The following is a 14,078-nucleotide window of genomic DNA, read 5'->3' as shown; positions in this document are numbered from 1 at the left end:
GATTTGTTCTATGTATTAAATATAATTTTGCACACTTGCCTGTTCCAAATCAAAGTCGGATACCCACTCATCCACAATGGGACCTGCTATATCTATTAAATGTATCGGAGATACGCATCCATCAAATAATTTTTTGAGCAACTGCACCGCTTTGTATCTATAAGGTGTAATGCATTCTATCCTATTGCTCTCTCTTGCATAAATGCAATCACCATCCAAGTCCTCCCGGATTATCTCTGCCCCAAAGCACTTCACTTTTGTTACCTGATCAGCATTTTTCATTTCCTTTTCATCTTCTAAAAGCATGTACCTAAAATTAGCATACCTATTTTTAGGATAACTATTTAGGAATGTTTTTACAGCAAAAACTTCAGTCTCTTTCAATCCCCATCACCTCTTATAGATTTTTATGATTTGATTTGAAACTTTATAAATAAAATATCATTAATTTACAATGCATATTCTATCACCATTCGCCTATATATTTTGTAATATTGTGATATCATCAGAATAGAAAATAAGTTCAGCATTCGACAATATAATTTATTTTTTTGCAGTTTAACATAATTAACTAAATATATGAATATATATGCATACATATATTCCCATTTATTAGATGAATAATGTCGCAAATTACACATTGTTGTTGAACGATTTTTTATAATTTTAATAATTTTTATAATATTATTATAAAAATTATTAAAATCATTTCAAACCCGCATTTTCCCTAGAATATATCCATAATTATTTGAAAAGTATTTAAGTCAACACCCTTTTATGAATATTTTCACAGCTAATTGAAAGAAAGTATCCTAAAAATAATCTCTCTTTATATCCACTAATATAAAAAATATATGATATGTTGCATATTATAAAATGAAAGAGAAGTTTATAAAGGAAGTGATTCTATGGCCGACAGATGCGTACCATACACGCTGCCTTACAAAAATCTATGCAGCGGCCCGTCACAGAACGGAATATCAGTAATGCAGCCGGCTTGTCAGTCGCTGATGGATGGAAGCATTGTAAATAACCCTTGCTTTAATATAATAACCGGTATATCTGTATGGACATACAGTCTGTTCTCTGATTGCTCATCCGGAGGTTATGCAAACCCCGTCGAGAGTATATTAATACCTGTATGCCATGATATTTCAAAAGAAAATATAATAGTGGAGGAAAAAATCGAAAATTACGGCAAATTCAATATTATACCATTTATGCTGCTGCCAGATGATATAACTTTTGGTCAAGCGCCTTCAGGTTTTCAATATCTTAAAATAGAAAACAACGGAAGATATGAAAGAGGCGCACATGTAGAATACAGGATAAGCATAGCAGGAGATTATCCGGCATTATCCCAGCCCATTACAGTAAAAGCAGGACATGACATTTTAAAATTTGCATGTCAGAACGGATATAAAGTGCCTGGATGCCCTATTCCCGATAAATTGACGGCGGAGAAAAAATCCAGTTTGATAATAAAAAATAATTCGGCCGTACTTGAATATAACGTTTCCATAAAAAACGAGGGAGGTTCAAATTTAGAGGACATTAAATTTCAGGATATACTCAGCTACGATGGAGCCAATGTTGCTCTTGCCCCCTTATTGCTTCCCGTAGATTTAAAGTTTGAAATCACAACAGTATCTAAAAATACAGTCATGATCTTTGGAAAAATAAACAGCATTATTGCCGGTCAATCAATAAACTTTAAATATGATGTTCCGATAGACTCGTTTATGCAGCCCGGTGCATATATTTTTACAAATATAACCACAGTATCGTGCGGCACTATTTCATCGTCAGATACCTGTACAAATACTGTAAATGTTGTAAGGTTAAAAGGGGAAAGTTCAATTAAGGTTACTGAAAACAATAAAATAATACATCATATAACTGTTGCGAATACCGGTACTTCGCCTGACACTTCCGTAAAGATACTTGATAGAATCTTTATACCCGGGGATGTTCTAATCCAATTTACGGATTTCTGCGGTTGTACTGCTACTTTTGAAAACGGAAACAGGGTTTCACTTAACATGAATATTACTAATAGCGTAGTTAATATATCGCATGAAGATTTGCCTATACCATCTGGCGGAGGAGTACGACTGCCTATCGAGTTCGTGGTAGTATCAACCTCAGCATTTAAATCCCCTGCTAAAATAACAGGCACTCTTATGCAATTGCTGCCTGCACATGAGAGCCAGATATTTTTGCCCCCTTTAAATATCCCATCATCGTCGTCAGTTGAAATAGTCGGAGGCTGCAACCTGCAGTAATAGCCGCATCACGCGGCTATTACTTTGACAGCTAATATAGAACTTCCATAACAATATATTCATATGGATGTATATATATTATAGTATTTTTTCCGTATACATCAAAAATGCATGAAAACATAAATATCCAAAGAATCCACCGAGTACATTCAATATTATATTATCTGTAGCAAACAGGCCTGTCCTTAAAATAAGCGCCATTATCTGAAAGAACAAACTTATACAGAACGAAAGCAGCAATATCCTCCGGCAATCCCTTAACTTTTTAAAAAGAAACGGCAGGATAAAAGTAAGAGGCATAAAAATTAATATTTTCCCACCTATATTGTTCAATACATACCAGTAACCATTCTTCGAACTGTTTGTTACATATTCATAAATTGTCTTTAAGGGAATTATGCTTATGGAATGTTTTGCATACACTTCAAAATTTGTTAAATTAAGGCTCCTCAGAGTCTCAAAAACTTCCGAAACAGTATATCCTCGCATAAGTTGAATATTTATAAGATTATATAAGTACAAGGCAAATACGGCCCACAGCAATATTTTTATCGAGCTTTTTATTTTACTGTTGTTCATATAATAACATCCCTTCTTGTACAGAAACAGTAAATACTTAAGGAAGCTGTCTGTACCTATTATATCAAACATAACCCTTTATATTTATATTTTTTAATAATATTTTGGGAATTTATACAGCATATATTTAATTCTAACAGGTAACCCAAAATATTTCCACATAAAAAAGCAGGGCATAAGCAAAAATATTATGCTACCTGCTTTTTATTGCAATAATGACTTTAATCAAGGATTCATAATTCTATAGGGCAGAGACTATCTGACTGCATCAGCTATTTGTTTTCATTTTTACCGCCATTTTAAGATGTTATAGCTCATTGTGCAGCCTCCCTCATCAGAATACATAACATATAATCCAATGTATTTTATTTTGCAACAATATTATAAATTCTGCCTGGGACGTAAATCTCTTTTATAATTTTCTTCCCGTCTACAAACTTTTTAATATCGTCATCTGCAAAGACTTTTTTCTTTACATCATCGTTGCTGTCGCCAAGCGAAATAACGACTCTACCTTTAAGCTTGCCGTTAATCTGCACGGCTATTTCCACCGAATCCTCTACTGTTTTTGATTCGTCCCATGTAACCCACTTCTGGGAATAAAGCCTGCCTCCGAAATCAAGCTGTTGCCACAATTCTTCGGTTATATGGGGAGCAACCGGGTTCAATAATATCAAAAGAGTCTTCATTTCTCCTCTCGTGACTTTCCCTGCAGCATAAAAATCATTTACAAGCGCCATCATCGCTGCAATAGCCGTATTATACTTCATCTGTTCAAAATCCAAGCTTACTTTCTTAATAGTTCTATTGACCTTTGTTTCAAGCTTTTTTGAATAAGAATCTCCTTCGACCAACATATATTTTAACTTCCATACCCTGTCTAAAAATCTCCGGCATCCTTTTACACCCTGGTTGGACCATGGAACGCTCTGGTCAAATGCACCTATGAACATCTCATAGGTTCTCAGGGTATCCGCACCGAATTCATTTACGATATCATCCGGATTGATCACATTGCCTCTCGACTTTGACATCTTTTCATTGTTCTCGCCAAGTATCATCCCATGAGATGTTCTCTTTATATATGGTTCGGGTGTTGGAACATATCCTATATCATATAGGAATTTATGCCAGAATCTTGAATAGAGAAGGTGAAGAGTCGTATGCTCCATTCCTCCGTTATACCAGTCGACAGGAAGCCAATAGTCCATATTTTCCTTTGATGCAAAAGCCTTATCATTATGCGGGTCGGTATATCTTAAGTAATACCATGACGAGCCTGCCCATTGAGGCATCGTATCCGTCTCTCTTTCAGCATAACCCCCGCATTTAGGGCATTTTGTCTCCACCCAATCTCTGATGGTTGAAAGCGGCGACTCCCCGTTGTCCGTGGGCATATAGTTTTTTACTTCAGGAAGAGTCACGGGGAGTTCTTCCTCCGGCACAGGAACCCATCCGCATTTTTCACAGTGTATCAATGGAATAGGCTCTCCCCAGTACCTCTGGCGTGAAAATACCCAATCTCTCAATTTATAATTTACTTTCCTTTTCCCTATTCCATTTTTTTCAAGGTATGAAATCATCTTTTTCTTTGCATCATTGACCTCAAGGCCATTTAAAAACCCGGAATTAACCAGGACGCCTGATTCTGTGTCCGTATAAGCTGCGTCGCTGATATTTCCGCCTTTTACTACCTCTATGATAGGCAATCCGAATTTTTTCGCAAATTCAAAATCCCTCTCATCATGGGCAGGCACCGCCATGATTGCACCTGTCCCATAGGTCATAAGCACATAATCGGATATCCATATCGGTATCTCCTTTTGAGTAACGGGGTTTATTGCGTTTATACCCATTAACGGAACACCTGTTTTGTCTTTCACAATCTGTGTCCTTTCAAAATCCGACTTTCTGTTTGCATTCTCCCTGTAACTTTGTATATCTTCCCAATTTTTAATCTCTTTTTTATACTTATCGATGATTGGATGTTCAGGGGATAAAACCATATATGTCGCTCCAAACAGCGTATCGGGACGGGTTGTAAATACTGTTAAAGCATCGTCCTTCCCGGCTATTTTGAAATCTACCTCTGCTCCCTCTGATCGTCCTATCCAGTTTCTCTGCTGTGCCTTTACTTTATCGATATAATCGACTTTATCAAGGTCATCTAAAAGTTTCTGCGCGTAATCCGTGATTTTGAGCATCCACTGCTTTTTGACCTTTCTTACTACCTCTCCGCCGCAACGCTCACAGACACCGTTTACAACCTCCTCATTTGCAAGCCCAACCTTACATTGCGTGCACCAGTTTATAGGCATTTCGGCTTTATAGGCAAGACCATGCTCAAAAAGTTTTAAGAATATCCACTGGGTCCATTTATAATATGAAGGATCCGTTGTGTTTATCTCCCTTGACCAATCAAACGAGTATCCTAGTGATTTTAACTGTTTCTTAAATCTTCTCACATTATTTTCAGTTACTATTTTAGGATGTATCTTATTTTTAATGGCATAATTTTCCGTAGGAAGCCCAAACGCATCCCATCCCATCGGAAAAAGTACATTATACCCTTCCATCCTTCTTTTCCTTGCTATGATATCAAGGGCGGTATATGGTCTCGGATGTCCAACATGCAATCCCTTACCTGATGGATACGGGAACTCTACAAGAGCATAATATTTAGGCTTTGATCTGTCATCCTTAGCCTTGAATGCTTCCTCCTTATCCCATATATCCTGCCACTTTTTCTCAATCTTCTTAGGATCATAATCATTTTCGTTCAAGAAAAACTCCTCCTTAAATTAAAAATGCCCTTCATCTCTAAAGAGACGAAAGGCTTTCGCGGTACCACTCTACTTGCAGCATTATAACTGCCACTTTAAATTTGCTAACGGAAATAACTCCGGCTGCGGCTAATAAATTCACCCCAGCACCTCCAAGGCGAGTTCGGACCTTCCACCGCACTGCTTTCCACCAACCAGCAGCTCTCTTTCCGGCATCCGATCTTACTGCTCCTTTTCATTGACCCGATATTCATCTATTAGATACATTCTAACAAATAGAATTACAAAAATCAATTGTATTTGAAGAATATCTTCGATTCGTAATATGAGCTAGCTTATGTTATTTTGAACACTCATTCGTCGCTCAAAATAACATAAGCCTATTTATGCCTGATTTCAGATTACGAATCAAAGGAAGAGTATTATTCCAATTGCTGTATGTACTGTGACCTTATTCATATTTTAATTTCAGTATGGCCTTTAACTTCGACCTGCCTCTCGATCTTCTATCTTCATCTCCCGATATAATATTGGCTGCGGCAACTAAAATCGAAAAAAATCTATATACATTGAAGTATAAATTTCCCTTATGTTTTTTTATGAAAAGAAGGCGGCTGATAATTCTCCTGTTCTCCGAAAGCACGCTTATGGATTTGCTGCTCCCTCCGCCATGATGTATAACCGATGCTTCGGGAAAATAAGCAATCCTGTAGCCGGCATTCTTTATCCTTGCACAATAATCTGCTTCCTCAGCATACATAAAGAACCTTTCATCGAGAAGACCTATTTTATCTATTATTTCTCTTCTGAACATCATAAACGCCCCGCATACATAGTCGACGTCCATCAGGGAATCATAGTCGGCACTAGTGATCAATCCCTCATATTTATACCTTTTATCAGACCTGATAATCTTTGCAGCGCCAATCTTAAATATAATTGACCTTAATATGGAATTAAAATTATAACATGAGTACTGCAGCGTGCCATCGCTGTTTAAAAGCCTGCAGCCAATCAAGCCTATATCTTTATGGGATGATATATATTCAAAACATTTATCCAGGGCATTATCCAGAACTTCCGTGTCACTGTTTAAAAGGAGTATGAATTTACCCTTAGACTCTTTAATTCCTTGATTATTTGCTGCTGCGAAACCTCTGTTCTGCCTGTTTTTTATTAGTCTGACAGAGTTTGCGTAATTATGTTCGCAAAGATCCCGACTTCCATCATTTGAATTATTGTCAATAACAATAATCTCATATTTCATTCTATTTTCTTTCATAATTATCGAATCTATGCATTTTTTTAAGAGGTTTTTAGCATTCCAGTTTACTATTATAATGGAAACATCGATATTTTCCGCCATATATACCACTCTCCAAGCTCAAACTTTTATATCGGCTTTTTATATTCGTCCCAATAATCAGCACTTCATATCTGACTGTAAGCTTTTGTATATATTGAGGAGTTTAATCTCCATATTGTTCCAGTTATAAGATTCAGATACTGCTTTTATTCCATTTTCCCCAAGTTTCTTGCATAACTCCCGGTCATCGAGCAGCTTATCTATAGCATCGGCAATTTCCTGGGGCTTCGTCGGATCAACAATTATTCCGCTGTTATAGCTTTTAACAAATTTCTTGATCGGCGGCAGATCGCTCCCCACTACCGGTATGCCGCAGCTCATATATTCAAACTGTTTGATAGGTATATTTTTAAAGTATTTCGGAAACGGAAGCAGTGTTACAATTCCGATTTTAGAACTTCTTATATAACTTTCCACATCGGTATGCGGCACCTTTCCGATAAATATAATATTTTTTGATAGACATTTTTCTTCTATGTAATCATATACTTTTTTCCTGTCTTCCTTATCGTCAAAAGGCCCTACGAATATCATTTTAATATCCGGCTTTTTCTTTTTTACAATCTCAATTGCCCTAACTGCATTGAATACTCCTCTTTCCATAGTTATTCCACCCTGATAAATCACATCATACTTTTTTTTAAATTTATCTTCCTTCAGTGTCTTGAATTCGGAAAAATTATATATAACATCGACTTTCTTATTTACATGGCAAAATCTTTCCTTAACCGCATCATCAGCCGTAATTATATAATCAAACTTTCTTGCCTTTATTAATTCCGTCTTATCAACAAAAAAAGTCATGAATGGCTTTATCAGTTTCGGTATTTTCTTTGACATTCTCACCATGTCGGGAAAATATTCATGTACATCATAAATTATTTTTGAATCCGGCAAATACTTCTTTATTTTTAATACCTTATAGATGATTTCGAAATCGTGGAAATGATATATGTCCGCCCTATTTTTTATAGCCTCATTTACCACAGTATCCACCAGACGAAATCTTTCATAGAGTGAGTTGGGCTTCTTGACGCCTATTATGTTAATTCCATCTTTAATGTAGCTATCCCTTTCATCCGGCGCTATTATTGTTACATCATCGTATACTTTTTTAAGGGACAATGCTTCTTTATAGAATATCCTGTCGTCCATAGCGCTGTGCCCCGTCGTCAATATGCATATCTTCATATATTCCGCCTTCCTATTATGGACTTTAATTAATGTACTTCAAGCCATCTTAAAAAAATTATACCGCTTTTATCAAAATATGCCGGCTGAATTTTAAGTTAGGTAAAACTCATTTTAGCCGGCAAATATGTATATGCCGGATATCATCCGGCATATAAGTTATTCATGACGATATTTCAATGTCAAACTTATTATTCTGCCTATAATTCTCCTGACATCCCAATATGGAATATTGTATGCCATCATTGTCCTTATCAAGGCAGGATTATTTTTTTCGATCATTCTCAATATCCTGGCAGCATCATCCGTTTTGCCAGGTGCCCCCTGCGGTGAAGCTCCCGGAAATTGCCTGTCTTTATTCTCTTCAGCATTTTCCGCATCAGCCTTCACATTTTGTTCGGCATTTTCCGATACGTCATCATCAGTTCTGTACATGCCGTCATCAGCATACATGCACTCTCCGCACAAGTATGGGCAGTAATATTCAAATGGATACATATATACCTCCAGAAATTTATTAACAGTAATATAATATGCTGCCATAGTAAAAATGCTAATATCGATCAGCCAACATAATATTTTGCTGTTCCGGGTATATACTGGTATATATTAAACGCAAGCCCTTTTATACAAAATCCTTTTTCTTAACACTTCTAGGATTGCTCCTGAAGCACAGCGTGACAAACTCATCATCAGGAATGAAATAAATATCCTTGACCTCTCCGTTTTTGTTTAAAACAATTTCAAATATCCTTTCTTTTGTATTTTTAGGATATGCTATAATCTTCTTTCCCTTTGGCGTGCCATCCAGAAAAGTGCTCCCAACAGGTGCCATCATAATGATTTCATTTATATCAAAATTGATAACCTTTTTTCTCCTTTTGGCTTCTATTATTTTATCGATATCTATTTCGCCGCTTGTAAAAGAATATTCAAATTCTACAAACTCACGGCGTTTCAGAAAATAACAAAGTACCGCCAATCCGCCAAATATTATACCTGCTACCGGAACATTAAATATTGTAACTAAACACAAAAAAGCAAGAAAAATAGAAAGAATGCTGTAAAAACCGTGAAGCCCACTTTTATAGGCAGAAGTTAATTGTTCATGATACCTATCCATCTTTTATCCTCCAATACTTATTAAAAATGCTCTATAATCTTTAAGCTTGAAATTAAAACTGTTTCCCATATAATTATAGTATATCATATATATTTTATCCAGGCTTACACAATTTACCTTTGGATCTTCGATTCGTAATATGAACTTATGTTATTTTGAACACTCATTCGCCAGATTCAAGTTTTGTAAGTTCTAAGGCCTGATTTCAAATTGCGAATTGAAGTACCTTTGGATGCATCACATACCATAAATTCTTATTTTTCAGTCATCTTTTGCTAAACTACAAAAAATATATACAATAATGTAAAATTTCTTCAAAACATATTGACTTTTATTGGCAGTTCTGTTACTATTTTTATGTAGTGATGTCGATATATGCTGAAAAGGAGGAGATAGAATGAAATCAACAGGTATTGTAAGAAGGGTAGACGAGCTTGGAAGAGTCGTTATCCCTATCGAATTAAGGAGAACTCTGGACATTGCTGAAAAGGATGCCTTGGAAATATATGTAGATGGCGAACAGATAATTTTAAAGAAATACGAACCAGCATGCATATTTTGTGGACAGGCTAGAGATGTTCTTCAATATAAGGGCAAGAATATCTGCAGAAAATGTCTGGAAGATATAAAGACGAAAAAAATTGAAGAGTGATAATCAAAAATGGGTTAATCCATAAATCGGGTTGACCCATTTTTTTAATTGTCACGGCTTGTCAATTGTTGTTTATATATATCGCGTTTTGAAACTCCCCTATCTTTTGCGACTTTTTTCATGGCATCTTTTTTGTTCATACCCCTTTTAATATACATATTTATATGATCGTCAACGGATATATTTTCCCATACTTTTTGGTTCTGTTTTTCTATATCCTCGACGCTTTTTCCCTTTATTACTATAACAAACTCCCCCTTTGGCTCCCTGTCGTCATATATTCTTGATGCATCCTTCAAGCCCGTTCTTATTACCTCTTCGAATTTTTTAGTCAATTCGCGGCATATTGCAATTTCCCTATCACCCAGGCATTCATAAAGTTCTTTTAATGTTGCCTTTATCCTGTGAGGTGCTTCATATACTATAACCGTCCTCGTTTCATTTTTAAGTTCTTCGATTATTTTCCTTCTCTCCTTGCCGCCTTTAGGAAGAAAACCTTCAAATATAAATCTTCTTGTAGGGAATCCTGATATCACAAGAGCGGTTATGGATGCCGTGGGACCAGGTATAACTTCCACCCCTATACCCTCATCGATACAAAGCCTTACAATGTCCTCTCCCGGATCCGATATTCCCGGCATGCCGGCGTCGGTAACTAATGCAATATTAAGCCCTGCTTTTAAACTTTCAATCAGCTTCGGTCCCCTTTCAATCTTGTTATGTTCATGGTAACTCACCAGTTCCTTCTTTATATCGAAATGATTTAACAGCTTCAGAGTTTGCCTGGTATCTTCTGCAGCTATTAAATCCACTTCACTTAATATACGCTTTGCTCTCTCAGTTATATCTTCCAGATTTCCAATCGGTGTACCGCATAAGAACAATTTTCCTGTCATTATTTATCTCTCCCGTATATGTCGATTATTTCCCGGGTATAATTTTTATTTTTATCATATATTATTAACGGATCTAAAAATTTTAAAAACGGCTTACCATTTTTCAATCCATCTATAAGCATAAGGTTGGGCTTTTTATCATCATAAGGCTGCACGAACCTTATGGACTTAGGCTCTATTTTATTATTTCTCATTAAATATATTATATCTACAATTCTTTCGGGTCTATGCACCATATAAAAGTGCCCGTTGTTCTTAAGAAGCATAGCTGATACGGATATTACATCCTCCAGCGTGCACTTTATTTCATGCCTCGAAATCGCAAGCTTATCAAAGGGGTTAATAATACCCGAACCGAAATGTTTATACGGCGGATTGGTGATGACGATACTAAAGCTTTCCTTTCCAAAAATATTCACGGCATTCTTAAGATCTTCGTTTATTATTTTCACTTTATCGGCTAATCCGTTTAACATTACGCTTCTTTGCGCCATCTCTGCCATATCTTCCTGTATCTCAATTCCCACAATTTCTGAAGCTTCGGTTTTACCTGAGAGCAATATCGGTATTACACCGGTACCTGTGCCCAGGTCGATTATTCTCTGTCCCCTTTTCACAACTGCAAAATTTGCAAGAAGTACCGCATCTATGCCAAAGCAAAACCCATCTTTAGCCTGTATTATCTTAAGGCCCTTGCATTCCAGATCATCTATCCTTTCATTTTCTTTTATCTTAATCTCCATGATTCCTCCATACGATTTAACAAAACTTTCATAATGCTCTAGTGAAATTGAAATAATATTAAAAAAAGCCTTTGAAATAAAGGCCTTCTTTAATATTATTTTATTCCTCTTCAGGTGCTCCAACCGGGCAAACATTAGCACAATTGCCACAGCTTATGCATTTATCCGGATCTATTACATATTTCGTATCACCCTGAGAAATTGCATTTACCGGGCACTCCGATTCACATGTTCCACAGCTTACACAAGCATCGGTAATTTTATATGCCATATAATTTCACCTCCAATAATCACAAGAACATAACATGTCCACATTTTATTTTATCACCAACCATGCAATATTAAAAGATAATTAATTTGCATCAGACACATTTTTTATATTTTGAGAATATTAGAGTATTTTTTACATCTTTCAAATGAAATTATTCTTTAAAAAGATTTTTAATCTCTTCGGGAGTTACTTCATCGCCCTGTTCAATTTTGATATTCTCATCGGAAACTTCGCCTTCAGTTTCACCCTTCACCATAGATATTGCGCAGATCGGAAAAGTCTTTACTTCCTCATCGTTGTTCATTTTTACCTTGACCTTTACACATTCCTTTACGACGCTGTTTTCTATTACTTCACCCTTCCCGGCCGGAGTATTTACAATGCTCCCAACCTTTGGCAAAACCTTCCTTATGCATTCGTAAGTCTCTTGTTCGTATTTTAAGCAGCACATCAATCTCCCGCAGATTCCCGATATTTTTGTTGGATTCAAAGACAAATTCTGCTCCTTTGCCATCTTTATAGATACAGGTTCAAACTCTCCGAGAAATGTTCGACAGCATAGAGGCCTGCCACATGGCCCGAGGCCGCCGACCATTTTAGCTTCATCCCTCACCCCTATCTGCCTGAGCTCGATCCTCGTTTTGAATACAGAGGCAAGATCTTTTACCAATTCTCTGAAATCCACTCTTCCATCGGCTGTAAAATAAAATATTACCTTATTATTATCAAATGTATATTCAACATCTATAAGTTTCATTGACAGCCCGTGCTCTTCTATTTTTTTTAAACATATTTCAAAGGCCTGCTTTTCCTTAACTTTATTTTCTTCATTTTTTGCTTTATCTCTATCATCGGCCACCCTTAAAACTTTCTTGAGCGGTGCAATTATTTCATCCTCACCTATCTGCTTTGGACCTAAAACAGCCTCGCCGTATTCTATACCTCTTGCAGTTTCGACTATTACAGGATCTCCGACCTTTACAGCTATATTAGCAGGGTCAAAATAATATATTTTCCCAGCTTTTTTAAATCTTACACCTACAACCGTTATCAATCCTATCCCTCCTGTATTTTAAGAAGCATATTTTCAATGGAAAGCTGATAATTGACATTTAAACTTATATTTCTATATGCCTCTTTAATGTAAGTTATAATTTTATTCAGGACCCCATACGTATATCTTTTACATTCCGATTCTATAAGCTCGCTTTTATCCAAATTAATAATATATCTTTTGCTGCCGCTTTCCTTATAAATCAAAATATCCCTGAATAAGGATACCATTATATCGAGTATACTCATAATATTATCCTTGTTCTCAGTAAAGTAATCAACATACGAAAGGACATCTATCTTGTCCTTTTTATAAATATTTAGTGAAAGTTTGATTACATCATTTCTATCCGCTTTAAGCTTGTCATCGGCTATAAATTCAACAGCCTTTTGAAAGATACCTCCGGAAAAAGCTGAGGCAAACCTTGCCTCCCTTTCGGGAACTTGTTTTCTGAAAATCAAATAATCCTCTATGGCTTTTTCAGGTGCCCTGCTGAATTTTAATATCTGGCATCTTGATCTTATTGTATTTAAGAGCAAATACTGGTTAAATGTAAGAAGTATTATAATAACATGCTCAGGAGGTTCCTCAAGTATCTTAAGAAGCGCATTTTGAGCCTGCTCGGTCATCTTTTCGGCTTCATGTATTATATATACTTTCACGCCATCTTCATACGGCTTTTTTTGCATATTTATCTGCAATTCTCTTATATCATTTACCGATATCGACTTAGATGCCGGCCTTAAATCTGTAATATCGGGATGATTCCCATCCCTCGCTTTAATGCATGAAGGACACGTTCCACATGGGTTCAGCCCCTTATTTGCGCAATTTAGAGTCCTGGCAAATACAGATGCCACAATACTCTTTCCTATCCCATCAGGTCCGCAGAACAGATATGCGTGAAAAACCCTCTTATTTGCTATTGTATTTTTTAAATATTTTATGATATTATTTTGTCCCACAATATCTTCAAATACCATATTAGCATCCTTCCGGTAGTATTTTATAACTACTATTATAGCATATCTAATAGAATAAAACTTTAACTTTGCCTCAATAAGGGAAATTTAAGTCCCGACTCAATTATCAAATTAAGTTCCACCCCTTATCCTCTTAAAGTGGAAGTTACCCT

At 36.1% G+C, this 14,078-nt stretch carries 14 protein-coding genes and 1 other annotated feature; of the genes, 2 read left to right on the top strand and 12 right to left on the bottom strand.

The genetic code is table 11. The annotated features are described in order from the left end of the window. Positions 1–15: 15 nt before the first annotated feature. Positions 16–384 carry a DUF6514 family protein gene (locus QME45_04815; protein MDI6617984.1) on the bottom strand — a complete coding sequence of 123 codons (369 nt, stop codon included), beginning with the start codon at positions 382–384 and terminating at the stop codon, positions 16–18. A gap of 524 nt (positions 385–908) precedes the next feature. On the opposite strand from QME45_04815, the gene QME45_04810 reads away from it, so the two are divergent. Continuing rightward, positions 909–2,285: a hypothetical protein gene (locus QME45_04810; GenBank protein ID MDI6617983.1), complete on the top strand. Its 1,377-nt coding sequence runs from the start codon at positions 909–911 to the stop codon at positions 2,283–2,285. A gap of 78 nt (positions 2,286–2,363) precedes the next feature. On the opposite strand, the gene QME45_04805 is transcribed toward QME45_04810, so the two are convergent. From QME45_04805 to QME45_04780, 6 genes are all read right to left on the bottom strand, one after another. Beyond that, positions 2,364–2,864, bottom strand: a complete 501-nt coding sequence (locus QME45_04805; protein MDI6617982.1) for a VanZ family protein — start codon at positions 2,862–2,864, stop codon at positions 2,364–2,366. A gap of 365 nt (positions 2,865–3,229) precedes the next feature. Further along, positions 3,230–5,647, bottom strand: coding sequence for a leucine--tRNA ligase (gene leuS / locus QME45_04800; protein ID MDI6617981.1), 2,418 nt, complete (start codon positions 5,645–5,647; stop codon positions 3,230–3,232). 38 nt (positions 5,648–5,685) lie between these two features. Further along, positions 5,686–5,895 (bottom strand) — a binding site (T-box leader). Between the two features lie 203 nt (positions 5,896–6,098). After that, positions 6,099–7,013 (bottom strand): glycosyltransferase family 2 protein, encoded by a 915-nt coding sequence (locus QME45_04795; protein MDI6617980.1) that lies wholly within the window; start codon positions 7,011–7,013, stop codon positions 6,099–6,101. Positions 7,014–7,070: 57 nt separating this feature from the next. Further along, on the bottom strand, positions 7,071–8,204 hold the full coding sequence (locus QME45_04790) for a glycosyltransferase family 4 protein (protein ID MDI6617979.1): 1,134 nt from the start codon (positions 8,202–8,204) through the stop codon (positions 7,071–7,073). Between the two features lie 159 nt (positions 8,205–8,363). Beyond that, positions 8,364–8,702 (bottom strand): hypothetical protein, encoded by a 339-nt coding sequence (locus QME45_04785; protein ID MDI6617978.1) that lies wholly within the window; start codon positions 8,700–8,702, stop codon positions 8,364–8,366. Positions 8,703–8,829: 127 nt separating this feature from the next. Beyond that, positions 8,830–9,327: a DUF6106 family protein gene (locus QME45_04780; GenBank protein MDI6617977.1), complete on the bottom strand. Its 498-nt coding sequence runs from the start codon at positions 9,325–9,327 to the stop codon at positions 8,830–8,832. A gap of 397 nt (positions 9,328–9,724) precedes the next feature. On the opposite strand from QME45_04780, the gene QME45_04775 reads away from it, so the two are divergent. Further along, positions 9,725–9,979, top strand: a complete 255-nt coding sequence (locus QME45_04775; protein ID MDI6617976.1) for an AbrB/MazE/SpoVT family DNA-binding domain-containing protein — start codon at positions 9,725–9,727, stop codon at positions 9,977–9,979. Between the two features lie 44 nt (positions 9,980–10,023). Here the strand turns inward: QME45_04775 and rsmI are convergent, their stop codons facing one another. From rsmI to holB, 5 genes are all read right to left on the bottom strand, one after another. After that, positions 10,024–10,875 (bottom strand): 16S rRNA (cytidine(1402)-2'-O)-methyltransferase, encoded by an 852-nt coding sequence (rsmI, locus tag QME45_04770; protein MDI6617975.1) that lies wholly within the window; start codon positions 10,873–10,875, stop codon positions 10,024–10,026. Beyond that, entirely contained in the window at positions 10,875–11,618 is a 744-nt protein-coding gene (locus QME45_04765) for a tRNA1(Val) (adenine(37)-N6)-methyltransferase (GenBank protein ID MDI6617974.1), read from the bottom strand. The genes rsmI and QME45_04765 overlap by 1 nt, the downstream gene beginning before the upstream one ends. A gap of 100 nt (positions 11,619–11,718) precedes the next feature. Then, positions 11,719–11,889, bottom strand: coding sequence for a 4Fe-4S binding protein (locus QME45_04760; GenBank protein ID MDI6617973.1), 171 nt, complete (start codon positions 11,887–11,889; stop codon positions 11,719–11,721). 151 nt (positions 11,890–12,040) lie between these two features. Beyond that, positions 12,041–12,943 carry a stage 0 sporulation family protein gene (locus QME45_04755; GenBank protein ID MDI6617972.1) on the bottom strand — a complete coding sequence of 301 codons (903 nt, stop codon included), beginning with the start codon at positions 12,941–12,943 and terminating at the stop codon, positions 12,041–12,043. Between the two features lie 2 nt (positions 12,944–12,945). Beyond that, positions 12,946–13,926 (bottom strand): DNA polymerase III subunit delta', encoded by a 981-nt coding sequence (holB, locus tag QME45_04750; GenBank protein ID MDI6617971.1) that lies wholly within the window; start codon positions 13,924–13,926, stop codon positions 12,946–12,948. Between the last annotated feature and the right edge of the window lie 152 nt (positions 13,927–14,078).

It is taken from the genome of Clostridiales bacterium, from assembly GCA_030016385.1.
GTDB lineage: Bacteria > Bacillota > Clostridia > Clostridiales > Oxobacteraceae > JASEJN01.
Note: the sequence above shows the minus strand (reverse complement) of the source record. Positions and strands in the feature narration are given on the sequence as shown.